This is a genomic window from Variovorax paradoxus (assembly GCF_022009635.1).
GTDB lineage: Bacteria > Pseudomonadota > Gammaproteobacteria > Burkholderiales > Burkholderiaceae_C > Variovorax.
Genome location: NZ_CP091716.1, coordinates 2,704,782 through 2,720,529 on the forward strand (window position 1 = coordinate 2,704,782; position 15,748 = coordinate 2,720,529).

Annotated in this window: 16 protein-coding genes; 9 read left to right on the forward strand and 7 right to left on the reverse strand. The window is 67.6% G+C overall.

Annotated features, from left to right (window positions below):
* Positions 1–25: 25 nt before the first annotated feature.
* Both L3V85_RS12535 and L3V85_RS12540 read right to left on the reverse strand, forming a co-directional pair.
* On the reverse strand, positions 26–1,087 hold the full coding sequence (locus L3V85_RS12535) for a Fe(3+) ABC transporter substrate-binding protein (RefSeq protein ID WP_237679527.1): 1,062 nt from the start codon (positions 1,085–1,087) through the stop codon (positions 26–28).
* Positions 1,088–1,243: 156 nt separating this feature from the next.
* Positions 1,244–1,792 carry a PaaI family thioesterase gene (locus tag L3V85_RS12540; protein ID WP_237679528.1) on the reverse strand — a complete coding sequence of 183 codons (549 nt, stop codon included), beginning with the start codon at positions 1,790–1,792 and terminating at the stop codon, positions 1,244–1,246.
* A 75-nt stretch (positions 1,793–1,867) separates the two neighbouring features.
* Between L3V85_RS12540 and L3V85_RS12545 the strand changes: the two genes are divergently transcribed.
* The 4 genes from L3V85_RS12545 (at position 1,868) to L3V85_RS12560 (ending at position 5,945) form a co-directional block, all read left to right on the forward strand.
* Entirely contained in the window at positions 1,868–2,323 is a 456-nt protein-coding gene (locus L3V85_RS12545; protein ID WP_237679529.1) for a MarR family winged helix-turn-helix transcriptional regulator, read from the forward strand.
* 108 nt (positions 2,324–2,431) lie between these two features.
* Positions 2,432–3,745 carry an MFS transporter gene (locus tag L3V85_RS12550; RefSeq protein ID WP_237679530.1) on the forward strand — a complete coding sequence of 438 codons (1,314 nt, stop codon included), beginning with the start codon at positions 2,432–2,434 and terminating at the stop codon, positions 3,743–3,745.
* 22 nt (positions 3,746–3,767) lie between these two features.
* Complete coding sequence (locus L3V85_RS12555; protein WP_237679531.1) at positions 3,768–5,189, forward strand: MATE family efflux transporter; 1,422 nt, start codon at positions 3,768–3,770, stop codon at positions 5,187–5,189.
* Positions 5,190–5,234: 45 nt separating this feature from the next.
* Positions 5,235–5,945, forward strand: a complete 711-nt coding sequence (locus tag L3V85_RS12560; protein WP_237679532.1) for an SDR family oxidoreductase — start codon at positions 5,235–5,237, stop codon at positions 5,943–5,945.
* 12 nt (positions 5,946–5,957) lie between these two features.
* Here L3V85_RS12560 and L3V85_RS12565 read toward each other — a convergent pair whose 3' ends face one another.
* From L3V85_RS12565 to L3V85_RS12585, 5 genes are all read right to left on the reverse strand, one after another.
* Positions 5,958–6,272 carry a hypothetical protein gene (locus L3V85_RS12565; protein WP_237679533.1) on the reverse strand — a complete coding sequence of 105 codons (315 nt, stop codon included), beginning with the start codon at positions 6,270–6,272 and terminating at the stop codon, positions 5,958–5,960.
* Positions 6,273–6,422: 150 nt separating this feature from the next.
* Positions 6,423–7,160 (reverse strand): aldolase, encoded by a 738-nt coding sequence (locus tag L3V85_RS12570; RefSeq protein WP_237679534.1) that lies wholly within the window; start codon positions 7,158–7,160, stop codon positions 6,423–6,425.
* 38 nt (positions 7,161–7,198) lie between these two features.
* Positions 7,199–7,843: a 2-dehydro-3-deoxy-6-phosphogalactonate aldolase gene (locus L3V85_RS12575; RefSeq protein WP_237679535.1), complete on the reverse strand. Its 645-nt coding sequence runs from the start codon at positions 7,841–7,843 to the stop codon at positions 7,199–7,201.
* The gene (locus tag L3V85_RS12580) at positions 7,840–8,751 is read right to left on the reverse strand and encodes a 2-dehydro-3-deoxygalactonokinase (RefSeq protein WP_237679536.1); all 912 of its coding nucleotides are present in this window, start codon (positions 8,749–8,751) and stop codon (positions 7,840–7,842) included. Before L3V85_RS12580 ends, L3V85_RS12575 begins: the two co-directional genes overlap by 4 nt.
* On the reverse strand, positions 8,752–10,488 hold the full coding sequence (locus tag L3V85_RS12585) for an IlvD/Edd family dehydratase (RefSeq protein WP_237679537.1): 1,737 nt from the start codon (positions 10,486–10,488) through the stop codon (positions 8,752–8,754).
* A 150-nt stretch (positions 10,489–10,638) separates the two neighbouring features.
* Here L3V85_RS12585 and L3V85_RS12590 point away from each other — a divergent pair, with 150 nt between their 5' ends.
* The 5 genes from L3V85_RS12590 to L3V85_RS12610 all read left to right on the forward strand — a co-directional run bounded on the left by L3V85_RS12590 (position 10,639) and on the right by L3V85_RS12610 (position 15,742).
* The gene (locus L3V85_RS12590; protein ID WP_237679538.1) at positions 10,639–11,382 is read left to right on the forward strand and encodes a FadR/GntR family transcriptional regulator; all 744 of its coding nucleotides are present in this window, start codon (positions 10,639–10,641) and stop codon (positions 11,380–11,382) included.
* A 107-nt stretch (positions 11,383–11,489) separates the two neighbouring features.
* The gene (locus tag L3V85_RS12595) at positions 11,490–12,872 is read left to right on the forward strand and encodes an ABC transporter substrate-binding protein (protein WP_237679539.1); all 1,383 of its coding nucleotides are present in this window, start codon (positions 11,490–11,492) and stop codon (positions 12,870–12,872) included.
* 37 nt (positions 12,873–12,909) lie between these two features.
* Positions 12,910–13,800, forward strand: a complete 891-nt coding sequence (locus tag L3V85_RS12600; RefSeq protein ID WP_237679540.1) for a carbohydrate ABC transporter permease — start codon at positions 12,910–12,912, stop codon at positions 13,798–13,800.
* Positions 13,797–14,648: a carbohydrate ABC transporter permease gene (locus L3V85_RS12605; protein ID WP_237679541.1), complete on the forward strand. Its 852-nt coding sequence runs from the start codon at positions 13,797–13,799 to the stop codon at positions 14,646–14,648. The genes L3V85_RS12600 and L3V85_RS12605 overlap by 4 nt, the downstream gene beginning before the upstream one ends.
* Positions 14,649–14,671: 23 nt before the next feature.
* Positions 14,672–15,742, forward strand: coding sequence for an ABC transporter ATP-binding protein (locus tag L3V85_RS12610; RefSeq protein WP_237679542.1), 1,071 nt, complete (start codon positions 14,672–14,674; stop codon positions 15,740–15,742).
* Positions 15,743–15,748: the final 6 nt, after the last annotated feature.

Below are 15,748 nucleotides of genomic sequence, written 5' to 3' on the forward strand. Positions count from 1 at the left end.
GCCGCAGCCTGGGGGTGAGCCAACGCTATTGGTCGAAGCCGACCTTGTCGACAAGGGCGCTGGCCTGCTTGCGGTACTTGGCGATCTCGGTCAGCGGCAGCGGATCGACCTTCAGCTCGCCGATGGTCTGGCCGATGATCGGATCGAGCGCCACGCCCTTGCGCACCGGGTATTCGTAGTTGGCCTGCGCGTAGAGCGCCTGTGCCGGCTCCGACACCAGGAACTCGAGCAGCTTGACCGCGTTGGCGCGCTGCGGCGCGTTCTTGGCCACCGACGCGCCGCTGATGTTGACGTGCGTGCCGCCGCTCTTGGCGTTGGCGAAGGTCGGGCGCACCACCTTGATGGCGTCGCCCCACTTGCGCGCGTCGGTGCCTTCCTTGGCGCTCTTCATCTGGCCGACGTAGTACGAGTTGGCCAGGCCGATGTCGCAGATGCCGCCCAGGATGTCGCGCGCCACGTCGCGGTCGCCGCCGGTGGCCTTGCGCGCCAGGTTGGCCTTGACGCCGCGCAGCCACTGCTCGGCCTTGGCTTCGCCGTCGTGCGCGATCAGCGAGGCGACCAGCGCGGTGTTGTAGGGGTGCTGTCCGGCGCGGATGCAGACCTTGCCCTTGTACTTGGGGTTGGCCAGGTCTTCGTAGCGGAAGCTGGTGAGCGGCAGGCTCTTGTCGGCGTACAGCACGCGTGCGCGCATCGAGAGCGAGAACCACTGGCCGTCGGCGCCGCGCAGGTTGGCGGGAATGGCCGACTCGAGCACCGCCGACTTCACCGGCTGTGTCACGCCGCCGTCGACCAGGTCCATGAGGTTGCCGATGTCCACCGTCATCAGCACGTCGGCCGGCGAGCGCGCGCCTTCGGCCTTCACGCGTTCCAGCAGGCCGTCCTTCACGAACACGGTGTTGACCTTGATGTTGCTCTGCGCGCTGAATGCGGAGATGAGCGGCTGGATCAGCGCCGGCTCGCGCGTCGTGTAGAGCGTGAGCTCGTCGGTGGCGGCCTGCGCGGGCAGGGCGGCGACGGCCAGCAAGGTGGCGCTGGCGCCGAGCAGTGCGCGCGCGGCGCGGCCTTGGACGCTTGAGCGTTCGGTCATGAAGATCCTCCAGGAGCGGGTGTTCTAGATAGCTCCGGCGCCTGATGTGGGCGCCGGATGCGAATAATTATCACTGGAGGGTGGAGGTGGCGCCGCCTTTGGACTTACGGATCGAAGGCCTACTGCGCCCTGTCGCAAGACAAGGCGCCGCGAGGCTCAGCGCGCCGGCGGGATCTCGAACACCAGGCAGGTGGTCGTGGCGTGCGCGTACAGCGTGCCGTCGGGTCCGTAGAGGCGCGCTTCGGCGGTGGCCAGCTGCTTGCCGCAATGGATCACCTTGCCCTCGGCGCGCACGCGCTGCACCTTGGGCGTGAGGCCCTTGACGTAGTTCACGCCAAGCTCGGCGGTGGTGTAGGCGCGGCCGGGCGGCATCATGGTGTGCACCGAGCAGCCCAGGGCGGAGTCGAGCATCGTCGCGACCCAGCCGCCGTGGATGGTGCCCAGCGGGTTCAGGTGCTGCGGCAGTGGCGTGCCCTGGAAGATGGCCACGCCGGCGCGCACTTCCATGATCGTGAAATCCAGCGTCTTGGCGATGGCCGCGTAGGGAATCTCGCCGGCCAGCATGGCCTGCATCACTTCGAGGCCGGTCTTGCCCGCGATCTGTTCGGGGCGCGCGAGGCCGGGGCCCGGGCCGGCCTCGAGGCGCTCGGCAATGCGGCGTTCTTCGGCGATCCAGGATTCGAGCTGGCTGGGGTTCTGTGTCATGCCTGTGTTCCTTCTGGGGGCTTTGTCGGGAGGGTTTGATTGCATATGCAATAGTTGCACATACAATAATATCCCATGGACACCCCCACCAAGCCACGCGGCTGCACCAGCTTCAAGGTTCGCCAGTTGTCGCGCCGCCTTTCGCAGTTCTACGACGCCGAGGTGTCGAAGAGCGGCCTGAAGACCACGCAGTACTCGCTGCTGTCGAACCTGGCCCGCATCGGCCCCAGCCGCCCGGTCGACCTGGCCGCCGAACTCAAGATGACCGCCTCCACCCTGAGCCGCAACCTGCAGCCGCTGATCACCGCCGGCTTCGTGGCGCAGACCGCGGGCGCCGATGCGCGCAGCCGGCTGGTGCAGGTCACGCCGGAGGGCGAGGAGAAACGGCGCGAGGCGCTGGGCCACTGGAAGACCGCGCAGCAGAAGCTCAATGCGCTGCTGGGCGTGGAGCGCGTGCTGGCGCTGCACCTGCTGATCGACGAGTCGATGGAACTGCTGGGCGCCGACGAAGCCCCCGACGCCGACGACTGACCCGCCCCCCGCCAACCGTTTCCCCCCGTATTCACATCACGCGCACGGCCGCGCGCTGACCCCGTTTTTTCTTCGTCCTCTACACCGCATACCAACATCCGAGGTCCCATGTTCGCCAACCAAGTTTCCGCATGGCTGCAGCGCCGCGGCATCCACTACGGCTGGATCGTCGCCGCCATCACCTTCCTGACCATGCTGACCATGTCGGCCGCGCTGGGCCTGCCGGGCGCCATGCTCAAGCCGCTCGGCCAGGAATTCGGCTGGAGCACCGAGCAGATCTCGTCGGCGCTCGCGCTGCGCTTCGCGCTGTTCGGCCTCATGGGCCCGTTCGCCGCCGTGCTCATGGAGCGCTACGGCCTGCGCGCCGTCATCTGCACCGGTCTCGCGCTGGTGGGGCTGGGCATGGCGCTGGTCACGATGGCTTCGCAGCTGTGGCAGCTGTTCGTGCTGTGGAGCCTGATGCTGGGCCTGGGCACCGGCATGACCGCGCTGGTGCTCGGCGCGGTGGTGGCCAACCGCTGGTTCGTGGCGCGGCGCGGCCTGGTCATCGGCATGCTCACGGCCAGCTCGGCCACGGGGCAACTGGCGTTCCTGCCGTTCGCGGCCTGGATGATCGAGCACTGGGGCTGGCGCTCGGCCATCGTGCCGATCGTGATCGGCAGCATCCTCATCGGCCTGCTGGCGCTGTGCCTGATGCGCAACCGCCCGTCCGACATCGGCCTGCTGCCCTACGGCGAAAAGCCCGGCACGCAGCCGGCCACGCCCGCCGCCGCTGTCCCTGCCATGAACTTCGCCACGCCGTTCCGCGTGCTGAAGGAAGTCTCGACCAACCGCACCTTCTGGATCCTGGCCGGCACCTTCTTCATCTGCGGCCTGAGCACCAACGGCCTCGTGCAGACGCACTTCATCTCGCTGTGCGGCGACAACGGCATGGGCGCCGTGCCCGCGGCGTCGGTGCTCGCGATGATGGGCGCCTTCGACTTCGTCGGCACCATCCTGTCGGGCTGGCTGTCGGACCGCTACGACAACCGCAAGCTGCTCTTCTGGTACTACGGCCTGCGCGGGCTCTCGCTGTTCTGGCTGCCGCACTCGGAGTTCACCATCTACGGCCTGGGCATCTTCGCGATGTTCTACGGCCTCGACTGGATCGCCACCGTGCCGCCCACCGTCAAGCTCGCGGGCGCGGCCTTCGGTCCGGCCAAGGTGGGGCTGGTGTTCGGTTGGGTCTTCGCCGCGCATCAGCTGGGCGCCGCCACGGCCGCCTACGGCGCGGGCTTCGCGCGCACGCTGCTGCTGACCTACACCCCCGCGCTCTACGCGGCCGGCGCGGCCTGCCTGGTGGCGGCGCTGATCGTGATGATGATCCGCCGCCCCGCGTCCAAGACCGGCACGCCGGTGGCGTCCGCCGCGGCACGCGCCTGACCCGAACCCATCGAGGCCCGCCATGACCGCTCCCGGCAACACCGCCGAACTCGACCCCCGCACCCGCCGCCTGCTCGAGGCGCCCATCGTTCCCACGCTGCTGCGCCTGGCCGCGCCCAATGTGCTGGTGATGGTGGCGCAGGCCTCCGTCGGGCTGATCGAAACCTACTTCGTCGGCAAGCTCGGCACCGACGCGCTCGCGGGCATGGCGCTCGTGTTCCCCATCGTCATGCTGATGCAGATGACCTCCAGCGGCGCGATGGGCGGCGGCATCGCCTCGTCCATCGCCCGTGCGCTCGGCGCGCGGCGTCGCGCCGATGCCGATGCGCTGGTGTGGCACGCCATCGTCATCGCGCTGGGCTTCGGCCTGTGCTTCACGCTCGCGCTGCTGCTGGGTGGGCGCTGGCTCTACGGGATCATGGGCGGCACTGGACCGGCGCTCGAAGCCGCGCTCACTTACTCGCACTGGGTGTTCTCGGGCGCGGTGCTGGTGTGGCTGTTCAACTCGCTGTCGGCCATCATCCGCGGCACCGGCAACATGTCGGTGCCGGCCAACGTGACGGTGGTGGGCGTGGTGTTCCTGATTCCGGCGTCGCCGCTGCTGATCTTCGGCATCGGGCCGCTGCCGGGCATGGGCATCGCCGGCGGCGCGATGGCGCTGCTGCTGTATTACCTGCTGGGCTCCATCGCGCTCATCGTCTATTTGCGTTCGCCGCGCAGCCTGCTGCGGCCCACGCTCGCTGCGCTCAAGCTGCGCTGGCCGCTGTTCCGCGACATCCTGCGCATCGGGCTGGTGGGGGCGGTGTCCACCGTGGCCACCAACCTGTCGATCGGCATCGCGACCGCGCTGACCGGGCATTTCGGCTCGGGCGCGTTGGCCGGCTACGGCACGGCTTCGCGGCTCGAATACCTGCTGGTGCCGCTGGTGTTCGGCCTTGGCGCGCCGCTGGTCGCGATGGTCGGCACCTGCATGGGCGCCGGGCAGCGCGAACGGGCGCTGCGCGCCACCTGGGCCGGCGCGGCGCTGGCTTTCGCGCTGACCGAGACGATCGGCCTTGCGGCGGCGCTGTTCCCGCGCCCCTGGTTGCTGCTGTTCGGCAACGACCCCGCGATGCTGGAGACCGGCGCGCACTACCTGCGCGTGGTGGGGCCGCTCTACGGCTTCTTCGGCGTCGGGCTGGTGCTGTATTTCGCGTCGCAGGGCGCGGGCCGGCTGCTGTGGCCGGTGCTCGGCAACATCGCGCGGCTCGCGGTGGCCGGCACGGGCGGCTGGCTCGCGCTGCGCTGGGGCGGCGGGCTCACGGGCGTGTTCGCGGCGCAGGGCGTTGCGCTGGTGGTGTACGGCATCGTGATCGCGTCGGCCATCGCGGGTGGCGCGTGGTTCGGCCGGGTGGGCTGGCCGCGCACGACCAACGGCTTGCTGCGCCGCGTGGCGCAGGCCTGAAGCAACAGTTTCCGACGACTCTCCAAACCCAGACAAAGGCACATCATGCAGATCAAGGATTCCGTCGTCTTCATCACCGGCGCCAACCGCGGCCTCGGCCTTGCGTTCGCAAAAGCGGCGCTGGCCGCGGGCGCGCGCAAGGTCTACGGCGCGGCGCGCGACCCGAAGACCGTCACGCTGCCGGGTGTGACACCCGTCGCGCTCGACGTGACGCAGCCCGCGCAGATCGAGGCGGCCGTGCGGGCATGCGGCGATGTTTCGGTGCTGGTCAACAACGCCGGCATCTCGCGCGGATCGAGCCTCCTGGGCTCGCCTGACGCGATGGCCGCTGCGCGCGCCGAATTCGAAACCAATTTCTTCGGCCCCTGGGCCGTGACGCAGGCCTTCGCCCCGGTGCTCGCGGCCAACGGCGGCGGCGCGGTGCTCAACGTGTTGTCGGCCCTGAGCTGGACCACCTTCCCGGGCGTGGCGACCTACAGCACGACCAAGTCGGCCGCATGGTCGCTGAGCAACGGGCTGCGCAACGAACTCGCGGGGCAGGGCACGCAGGTCACCAGCCTGCACGTGGCCTTCATGGACACCGACATGGCCGCGCATGTGCCCGGTGCCAAGGCTTCGCCCGACGACGTGGCGCGGCAGGCCCTGGAAGGCGTGGAGGCAGGCAGGCCCGAGGTGCTGGCCGACACAGTCACGCGCCAGCTCAAGCAGGGCCTGTCGAGCGACACGCCGCCCTATGCGACGGCGCCTGCCCGATAAAGCCTCGCGGCCTCAGTAGCGATAGGGGTTGTTCGGCCGGCGGTCGTAGCGGTTGGGCACGCCGTCACCGTCGTTGTCACGGCGACCATGGCGGCGGTCATCCCAGCGGCGGTCGCGGTAGTAGCGGTCGCCGCCGTGGTAGTGGCGCGGGCCGTGGTAGTAGCGCGGCGGAGGCGGCGCGTAGTAATGACGGCGCGGCGGCGGTGGCGGCACGACGTACACCTGTGCCTGAATGAAGCTGCCGCCGGGCTGTGCCTGCGCCGGTGCGGTGAATGCGGCCAGCGACAACAAGGCCGCGGCGCCGAATGCCAAAGTAAGCTTTTTCATCTCTGATCCCCACTTGTGTTGTTTGAAGCCTCATCCTCGCGGCCTTGTGTGAAGTTCTTGTAAGGCTGGAGCGAAATCGGATGAAGAGCTGTAAGCCCATGCGCGTAGGACGCGGCATGGGCCGGACACAATTGTGAAGGGACTTGGCGCTCAGGCGCGCGGCGCCGGCAGCATGCGCCGCAGCGCCTCGAAGAACAGGTCCGACTGCTCGCGTTCGCCCTGGATCTGCGCCGCCACGTGCGCGGCAAGTTTCGAATCGACCGGTGCCAGCGGCCGCCCGGTCGATTGCGCGATCACCTGGTGCAGGCAGGCGCGCTCCAGGTAGTAAAGGTCGTCGTAGGCGTGGGCGATGGTGCCGCCCGCCACGATCACGCCGTGGTTCGCCAGAAAGGCCACGTCCTTGCCCGACATCGCGCGGGCGATGCGTTCGCCCTCGGCGTCGTCGAGCGCCAGGCCGTTGTATTCGGCGTCGATGGCGATGCGGTTCATGTAGCGCATCGCGTTCTGGCTCGCCGTGGGGTCGAGCGCGCGGTCGACCGTGATCGTGAGCGCCGTGGCGTAGGGCATGTGGCAATGCAGCACCACCGCGTGGCCCGTGAGGCGGTGCACCGCGCCGTGGATGAAGAGGGCGGTGGGCTCCACGCGGTGGCGGCCGGCGAGCACTTCGCCGTGCACGTCGATCAGCACGATGTCGTCGGGGCCGATCTCGCTCCAGTGCAGCCCGCGCGGGTTGATGAGGTAGCGGTCCTGCGCGCCCGGCAGCATCACGCTGAAATGGTTGCACACACCTTCGGACAGCCCGTGGTGGGCGGCGGCGCGAAGGGCCAGTGCGAGGTCTTCGCGCAGCTTGCGGACGGCGGGGCTGGCGTAGTCGGAATCGGCGGACATCGGTGGGTCTCCTGCTTCTTGTGGATTGGCCGGGGTGGTCAGGCCTGGATCGCTCCGGTCCAGGCCGCGATGAATTTCCTGGCGTCTTCGCGCACCGCCGCGGCCTGCTTGCCGGGCTTGTAGAGCGCGGAGCCGATGCCGAAGCCGGCAGCGCCGCCAGCCCGCCAATCGGCCATGTTCGACGGCGTGATGCCGCCCACGGGCATCACCGGCGTGCCGGCCGGCAGCACCGCCAACAGCGCCTTCACCACGGCCGGCGAAGCCAGCTCCGCCGGAAACAGCTTGAGCCCGGTGGCGCCGGCCGCGAGCGCGCCGAAGGCCTCGGTGGGCGTCATCACGCCGGGCAGGCAGACCATGCCGAGCCGCGCGGCTTCGGCGATGACATCGGCGTTGTAGTTGGGCGAAACGATCAGCTCCCCGCCGGCCGCGTGCACGTCGCGCACCTGCTGCGGCGCGAGCACCGTGCCGGCGCCGACCAGTGCCTGCGGAAAGCGCTTGCGCATCAGCGCGATGCTCTCCAGCGGCTGCGGCGAGTTGAGCGGTACTTCGAGCAGCCGGAAGCCCGGCTCGACGATGGCGTCGCCGACATCCGCCGCTTCGGCGGGCGTGAGGCCGCGCAGGATCGCCACCAGGGGCAGCTCGCGCATCGCGGCGTTGAATTTTTCGAGAGGAGTGGTGGTCATGCGGCCGCGGTTCTGTCGGTGTCGAGAAAGCCGGACAGCGCGTGCAGTCCGGCCCAGGTGGCTTCTGCGCCCAGCGTGCGCGTGGCGACGCCGGTGGCGCGCAGCGCGAGCGTGTAGCGCTGGGTGAGGGCGGGCGAGCCGATCAGCACCACTTCACCCACCGCCTGCAGCGATTGCGTGCGAAGCTCTTCGCCGATCAGCAGGCCCGAGAGATAGCTGGCGAGTTCCTGCTTCGGCATGCGCTCGAACAGCGCCAGCGTGCGCGCGCCGAAGGCGTTGTGCAGCAGGCCGTGGCCGTTCTCGGAGCGCGTCACGCCTTCGAGGAAAGCTGCTTCGTCGAGCGGCGCTGTTGCATCGAGCGTGCGCCCGAGGATCGAGTGCTGGCTCAGCAGCGCATAGAACTCGCCCGTCATGTAGGTGCGAAAGCCCGCCACGCGGCCTTTCTTGACCGTGACCCATTTGTTGTGGGTGCCGGGCAGCACGAAGACGCCGTCGTCCAGCCCGGTGATCGACATGGCGCCGAAGATCTGCACTTCCTCGCCGCGCATCACGTCGGGCACACCGGCATGCTCGTCGCTCAGGCCCGGCACGATCGCGATGCGCGCGCCAGGGATGGCGTCGATGTCGATGATCTTTCGGCCCACCTCGACGCGCCCCGCCGGGCAGGCGCAATACGGCGCCTCGACCCAGCCCTGCTTGCTGCCGGCCATGCCGGAGATCAGGCAGCGGGTGCCTTCGGCATGCATCCAGTCGCCGAACAGTGTCTCGAAGACGGCGGGAAAGCCGCCTTCAGGCACGGTGAGGATGCCGCGCGCGTCGCTGCGCTCTTCCAGCACCTTGCCGTGGGCGTCCAGCAAGGCGCCGCGCAGTGAACTCGTGCCCCAGTCGATTGCTACCAGTCTTGTCATCTAGTGATTGTCGCGCGGCACGAAGGCGCCGCGGCGACCGCGCAGGAAGGCCAGGTCCGCGCCCTGGTCGGCCTGCAGCACCGTGTCGACGTAAAGCTTCCAGTAGCCCGAGTCCAGCGGCGCCTTGGGCGCAACCCACTTCTCGCGTCGACGCGCCAGCTCTTCATCGCTCACATGCAGATGCAGCTTGCGGTTGGGCACGTCGAGCTCGACGATGTCGCCGTCCTGCACCAATGCCAGCGGACCGCCGGCGGCCGCCTCGGGCGCCGTGTGCAGCACCACCGTGCCGTAGGCCGTGCCGCTCATGCGCGCGTCGCTGATGCGCACCATGTCGGTGATGCCCTTGCGCAGCACCTTCGGCGGCAGCGGCATGTTGCCCGCTTCGGCCATGCCGGGGTAGCCCTTGGGCCCGCAGTTCTTCAGCACCATGACGCAGTGCTCGTCGATGTCCAGGGTCTCGTCGTCGATGCGCTTGTGCAGGTCTTCGGCGCTTTCGAACACCACCGCGCGGCCCTTGTGCACCAGCAGTTCGGGCGTGGCCGCGCTGGGCTTGATGATCGCGCCGTTGGGCGCCAGGTTGCCGCGCAGCACGCAGATGCCGGCCTTGTCCTTGAAGGGCTCGGCCAGCGTGCGGATGACCTGCGGGCCGTAGTTCTCGGCGTCCTTCACGTTCTCCCACACGCTCTGGCCGGTGACGGTGAGGATGTCCTTGTGCAGGTGATCGGCGATTTCCTTGATCACCACCGGCAGGCCGCCCGCGTAGCAGAAGTCTTCCATCAGGTACTGGCCCGACGGCTGCAGGTTCACCAGGCAGGGCAGCTCGGCGGCCAGGCGGTCGAAGTCGTCGAGCGTGAGGTCGACGCCGATGCGGCCCGCGATGGCCAGCAGATGGATCACGAAGTTGGTCGAGCCGCCGATGGCCGCGTTGACCTTGATCGCGTTCTCGATGGCCTGGCGCGTGAGGATCTTCGACATGTTCATGTCTTCATGCACCATGTCGACGATGCGCCGGCCGGCCTGGCGCGCGAGCACGTTGCGGCGGCCGTCGACGGCGGGGTAGGCGGCATTGCCCGGCAGGCCGATGCCCAGAGACTCGACCATGCTGGCCATGGTGCTCGCGGTGCCCATCGTCATGCAGTGGCCGTGGCTGCGGTGCATGCAGCTCTCGGCCTCGAAGAATTCCTGCAGCTTGAGCGTGCCGGCGCGCACCTGCTCGCTCATCTGCCACACGCCGGTGCCAGAGCCCAGCTCCTGGCCGCGCCACTTGCCCGAGAGCATGGGGCCGCCCGACACGCCGATGGTCGGCAGGTCGACGCTGGCGGCGCCCATCATGAGCGCGGGCGTGGTCTTGTCGCAGCCCATGAGCAGCACCACGCCGTCGAGCGGGTTGCCGCGAATGCTTTCTTCCACGTCCATGCTCGCGAGGTTGCGATACAGCATGGCGGTGGGGCGCAGCAGCGTTTCGCCGAGCGACATCACCGGGAATTCGAGCGGGAAGCCGCCTGCTTCGTACACGCCGATCTTCACCTGCTCGGCAAGCGTGCGGAAGTGCGAGTTGCAGGGCGTGAGTTCGCTGAAGGTGTTGCAGATGCCGATGACCGGGCGACCGTCGAACTGGTCGTGCGGCACGCCCTTGCCCTTCATCCAGCTTCTGTAGATGAAGCCGTCGCGGTCGTTGCGGCCGAACCATTGCTGGCTGCGAAGTTCGCCGGGTTTCTTCTTGGGGATTGTGCTCATGGGGTTTGTCTCCGTATGCCGTTTTTTGGGGCGACAAACCTCAGGGTTTGTCCTGCCGGGATGCAATTTCAATCATCATATGATAAGCGCGGACAGCCTGCCAGAGCCTTTGTTTTTTGGATCGGCGGGATACCGGAATTCACATCGCACATGATCAAGAACATCCACGGTCGAACGCTCGAGCTGCTCGGTGAAGCCGTGGTGTCGGGTCGCTACGCCATCGGCGCGTCGATCCCCGCCGAGCCCGTTCTTGGCGAGGAACTCGGCGTGAGCCGCACGGTGGTGCGCGAGGCCATCAAGTCGCTGGCGGCCAAGGGGCTCATCGTCACCGGGCCGAAGGTCGGCACGCGCGTGCTGCCCAAGGACAAGTGGAACTGGTTCGACCCGGACGTCATCACCTGGCAGGCGAGGGCGGGCCTCACGCCCGAGTTCCTGCGCGACCTGCAGGACCTGCGCCGCGTGGTCGAGCCCGCCGCGGTACGGCTCGCGGCCGAGCGCGCGAGCGACAAGGACATCGAGGAGATCGAGGCCGCCTACGCAGGCATGAAGGAAGCCGTGGAGAACGGCGGCGACTACGTCACCTTCGACCTGCGCTTTCACAACGGCCTGCTGGCTGCCGCGGGCAACCGCATGATTTCGCAGATGAGCAAGGTGCTCAACGCGCTGCTGCGCACCAGCTTCGAGATATCGACCACCAAGCCCGACGGGCCCACGCTGTCGCTGCCGCTGCATCGCGCGGTGCTCGACGCGGTGATCGCGCACGACCCCGCGAAGGCCGAGCTAGCCATCATCCGGCTCATCGACGGCGCCCGGCAGGACATCGAGGACGTGCTCGGCTCGCGCCGGCGCCTGCCCCGCCTGAGCAGGCCGCCGCCCAGGCTCAAGGCCAGCTAGCAGCCTCGGCGCGGTCCACGCGTTTTCCCGCAGTTCGCATCCGGTTCTTTCCACCCTGGCTCGCCCCCCGAGCCGATTCCACCGAAGAAGAGAAGGAGACAACAAGCATGAAACTCGTCAAATCGTTGATCGCGCCGACGCTGGTTGCGTTGGGCCTCATAGCGGCGGGCAATGCCGCCGCGCAGGAGAAACTCACCGTCTGGTGGGTCAAGGGCTTCTACAAGGCGGAGGACGACGCTCTGTTCGCCGCCATCAAGAAGTTCGAGGAGAAGAACAAGAACGTCAAGATCGAGCTGTCGCAGTACCCGGTGCAGGACATGATCCCCAAGACCGTGTCCGCGCTCGACTCCGGCAGCCCGCCCGACGTGGCGTACGCCGACGTGTACGACTTCCAGGTCACCGGCAAGTGGGCCTACGACGGCAAGCTCGAGGACATCGGCAGCGTGCTCACGCCCATGAAGGACCGTTTCGCGCCCAACACGCTGGAGACCACGTACCTCTACAACGACCAGACCAAGGCCAAGGCGTACTACGCGTTCCCGATCAAGCAGCAGACGATGCACATCGAGTACTGGCGCGACATGCTGGCGGAGGCGGGCTTCAAGGAGTCGGACATTCCCACCGGCTGGAAGGACTACTGGTCGTTCTGGTGCGACAAGGTGCAGCCCGCCAGCCGCAAGGAAAGCGGCAAGCGCACCTTCGGCATCGGCCAGCCGATGGGCGTGGATTCGAGCGACGCCTTCTATTCGTTCCTGACCTTCATGGACGCCTACAACGTCAAGCTGGTGGACGACAACGGCAAGCTGCTGGTCGACGACCCGAAGGTGCGCACCGGCCTCATCGGCGCCATGACCGACTACACCGCGCCCTACACCAAGGGCTGCACGCCGCCTTCTTCCACCAGCTGGAAGGACCCGGACAACAACGTCGCGTTCCACAACAAGACGACCGTGATGACGCACAACGCGACCATCTCCATCGCCGCCAAGTGGCTCGACGACTCGACCAACGCGTCGCTCACGCCGGAGCAGCGCGAGGAAGCGCGCAAGAACTACACCGAGCGCATCCGCACCGCGGGCTTCCCCAACAAGCCTGACGGCAGCAAGATGGTCTACCGCACGGCCGTGAAGACCGGCGTGGTGTTCAAGGACGCGAAGAACAAGGCGCGTGCCAAGGAGTTCGTGGCCTTCCTGCTGCAGGAAGAAAACCTCACGCCGTACGTCGAAGGATCGCTGGGCCGCTGGTTCCCGGTGACCAAGGCCGCGCAGCAGCGCGACTTCTGGAAGGCCGACCCGCATCGCCTGTCGGTCTACAACCAGTACGCAGCGGGCACCGTGACCTTCGAGTTCACCAAGAACTACCGCTTCACCGTGCTGAACAACGAGAACGTGTGGGCCAAGGCCATGAGCCGCATCGTCACCGACAAGGTGCCGGTGGACAAGGCGGTCGACGAAATGATCGCGCGCATCAAGACGGTGGCGGCGCAGTAAGCGCGGCACTTTTGACGAACGCACAGCAGCCGACGCCATGAGCTCGACCGTCACCGCTTCCAACCCCGCCGCCGCGACCACCGCGGCACCTGTTGCCAACCCGGGTGCGCGTCATGCGCGCTGGCAGTTCTGGGGCGCGGTGATGGTCGTGCCCTACCTGCTGGTGTTCGTGGTGTTCGTGCTCTACCCGGTGGGGTACGGGCTCTGGCTCGCACGCCATCCGCAAAGCTACGTGAAGCTGGTCGAAGACCCGATCTTCTTTCGCTCCGTCATCAACACGGTCGTGTTCCTGATCGTGGCCATCAACGTCAAGATGCTGGTGGCGCTGGTGCTGTCGGGCTTCTTCGTCATCTCGCGCTGGTGGATCAAGATCGTTGCGGCGATCTTCATCCTGCCTTGGGCAATGCCGTCGATTCCCACCATCCTGTCGTTCCGCTTCATGCTCAACCCCGAGTGGGGCGTGATCAACACCACCATCTTCCGCCTCACGGGCGCCGACGGCCCCAACTGGCTCAACGACCCGACGTTGGCGCTGGGCTTCGCGATGGTGGTCCATATCTGGAAGTCGCTGCCGTTCTGGACCCTGATCCTGGTGGCGGGGCGGCTGGCCATTCCCGGGGAGCAGTACGAGGCCGCGTCGGTCGACGGCGCTTCGTCGTGGCAGAAGTTCCGCTTCGTGAGCTGGCCCGCGCTCAAGACGCTCTACATCACCTCGCTCATCCTCTCGATGATCTGGACGCTGGGCGACTTCAACAGCGTCTACCTGCTCACCGGTGGCGGCCCCGCCGACCTGACGCACGTGCTGGCCACGCTGGGCATTCGCTACCTGCGTCTGGACCAGGTCGACCTGTCGATGGCATCCATCGTGGTGGCGCTGCCTTTGATACTGCCGCTCGTGTACTTCATGATGAAGAGGCTTTCGAAATGAAACGCTGGACCCCGAAAGCCATAGCGACCGAGGCCAAGCTGCTGCTCATCGGTATCCCGGTGCTGCTGTGGACGCTGATCCCGGTCTATCACATGGCGTTGTTCGCCTTCTCGACCAAGGACTCGGCCACTTCCGGCCACCTGTGGCCGACCACGCCGACGCTGGCGAACTTCAACACGGTGTTCCACCAGAAGCACTTCTACCTGGACCACTTCTGGCTGCAGCTGTGGAACTCGCTGGTGATCGCGTTGTCGGTCGGCGCGATCACGCTGTTCGTGGCCACCACCGCCGCTTTCGCCATCAGCAGGCTCAGGGTGCGCGGCGGTCGCACGGTGATGAACCTGGCGCTGTTCACGTATTTCATTCCGGCGGCGTTCCTGGCCGTGCCCATGTACAAGACCATGGGCAACTACGGGCTGCTGAACAGCCAGTGGGCGCTCATCCTGGCGATGGTGACCATCGCGTCGCCGTACTGCATCTGGGTGCTCAAGCAGGCTTCGGACAAGCTGCCCTACGAGCTCGACGAAGCCGCGCGCATGGACGGCGCGTCGCCGCTGCAGCTGTTTCGCCTCGTGTACCTGCCGCTGATGGTGCCGTCGCTGGTGGCGGTGGGCACGTATTCGCTGCTGCTGGCGTGGAACGAGTACCTCTATGCGTTCCTGCTGCTGTCCAACGACAAGAGCGTGACGCTGGCGGTGGCGCTCGGCAACTTCCTATCGGCCGACGACTCGCCGTGGGAACTGCTCATGGCCACCGGCCTCATCTATGCGCTGCCGCCCGCGGCGATCTACTACACCTTCAAGCGCTACATGGTGGGCGGCCTGACTGCCGGCGCCGTCAAGAGCTGAACGAACGACTCAGGGACAACACGATGGCATCCGTTTCCTTTCGCAATATCCAGAAATCCTTCGGCAAGGTCCAGATCATCAAGGGCCTGGGCTTCGACATCACCGACGGCGAGTTCGTGGTGCTGGTCGGGCCCTCGGGCTGCGGCAAGTCGACCCTGCTGCGCATGCTCGCGGGGCTGGAGGACATCAGCGGCGGCGAGATCATGATCGACGGCCGCGTGGTCAACGACCTCGAGTCGAAGGACCGCGACATCGCGATGGTGTTCCAGAGCTACGCGCTGTATCCGCACATGACGGTGGGCGAGAACATGGGCTTCAGCCTGCGCCTGCGCAGCGCCGAGAAATCGGTAACCGACGAGCGCGTGGCGCGCGCCGCGAAGATCCTCAACCTCGACAGCCTGCTGGGCCGCTATCCGCGCGAGCTGTCGGGCGGCCAGCGCCAGCGCGTGGCCATGGGCCGGGCCATCGTGCGCGACCCGAAGGTGTTCCTGTTCGACGAGCCGCTGTCCAACCTCGACGCCAAGCTGCGCGTGGCCATGCGCGCCGAGATCAAGGCGCTGCACCAGCGGCTGAAGACCACCACCGTCTACGTGACACACGACCAGATCGAGGCCATGACCATGGCCGACCGCATCGTGGTGATGCACGACGGCATCGTCGAGCAGATCGGCACGCCGCTCGATCTGTACGACCGGCCCGACAACCTGTTCGTGGCGCAGTTCATCGGCTCGCCGTCGATGAACGTGATCGAGGGCACGGTGCGCCGCGCGGGCGGCGATTGCTGGGTCGAGGCGCAGGGCGCGCGCTGGCCGGTGCCGGCCGCCACCTCGGCGCCCGACGGCCAGCCGGTGCACTACGGCGTGCGGCCCGGCGACATCACGCTCGGCGGCGCAGCGCAGTCGGTGGCGGCCAAGGTGATCGTGGTCGAGCCCACGGGCGCGGAAACCGAACTGCTGGTGCAGGTCGGCGAAGCCCGGCTGGTGCTGGCGGTGCATGGCCGCGTCGATGCCCGGCCCGACGAGATCGTCAACCTGGCGATCGACACGCCGCGCGTGCACCTGTTCGACCGGCAGACCGGCCGGCGCATGGGCTGAGCGGCC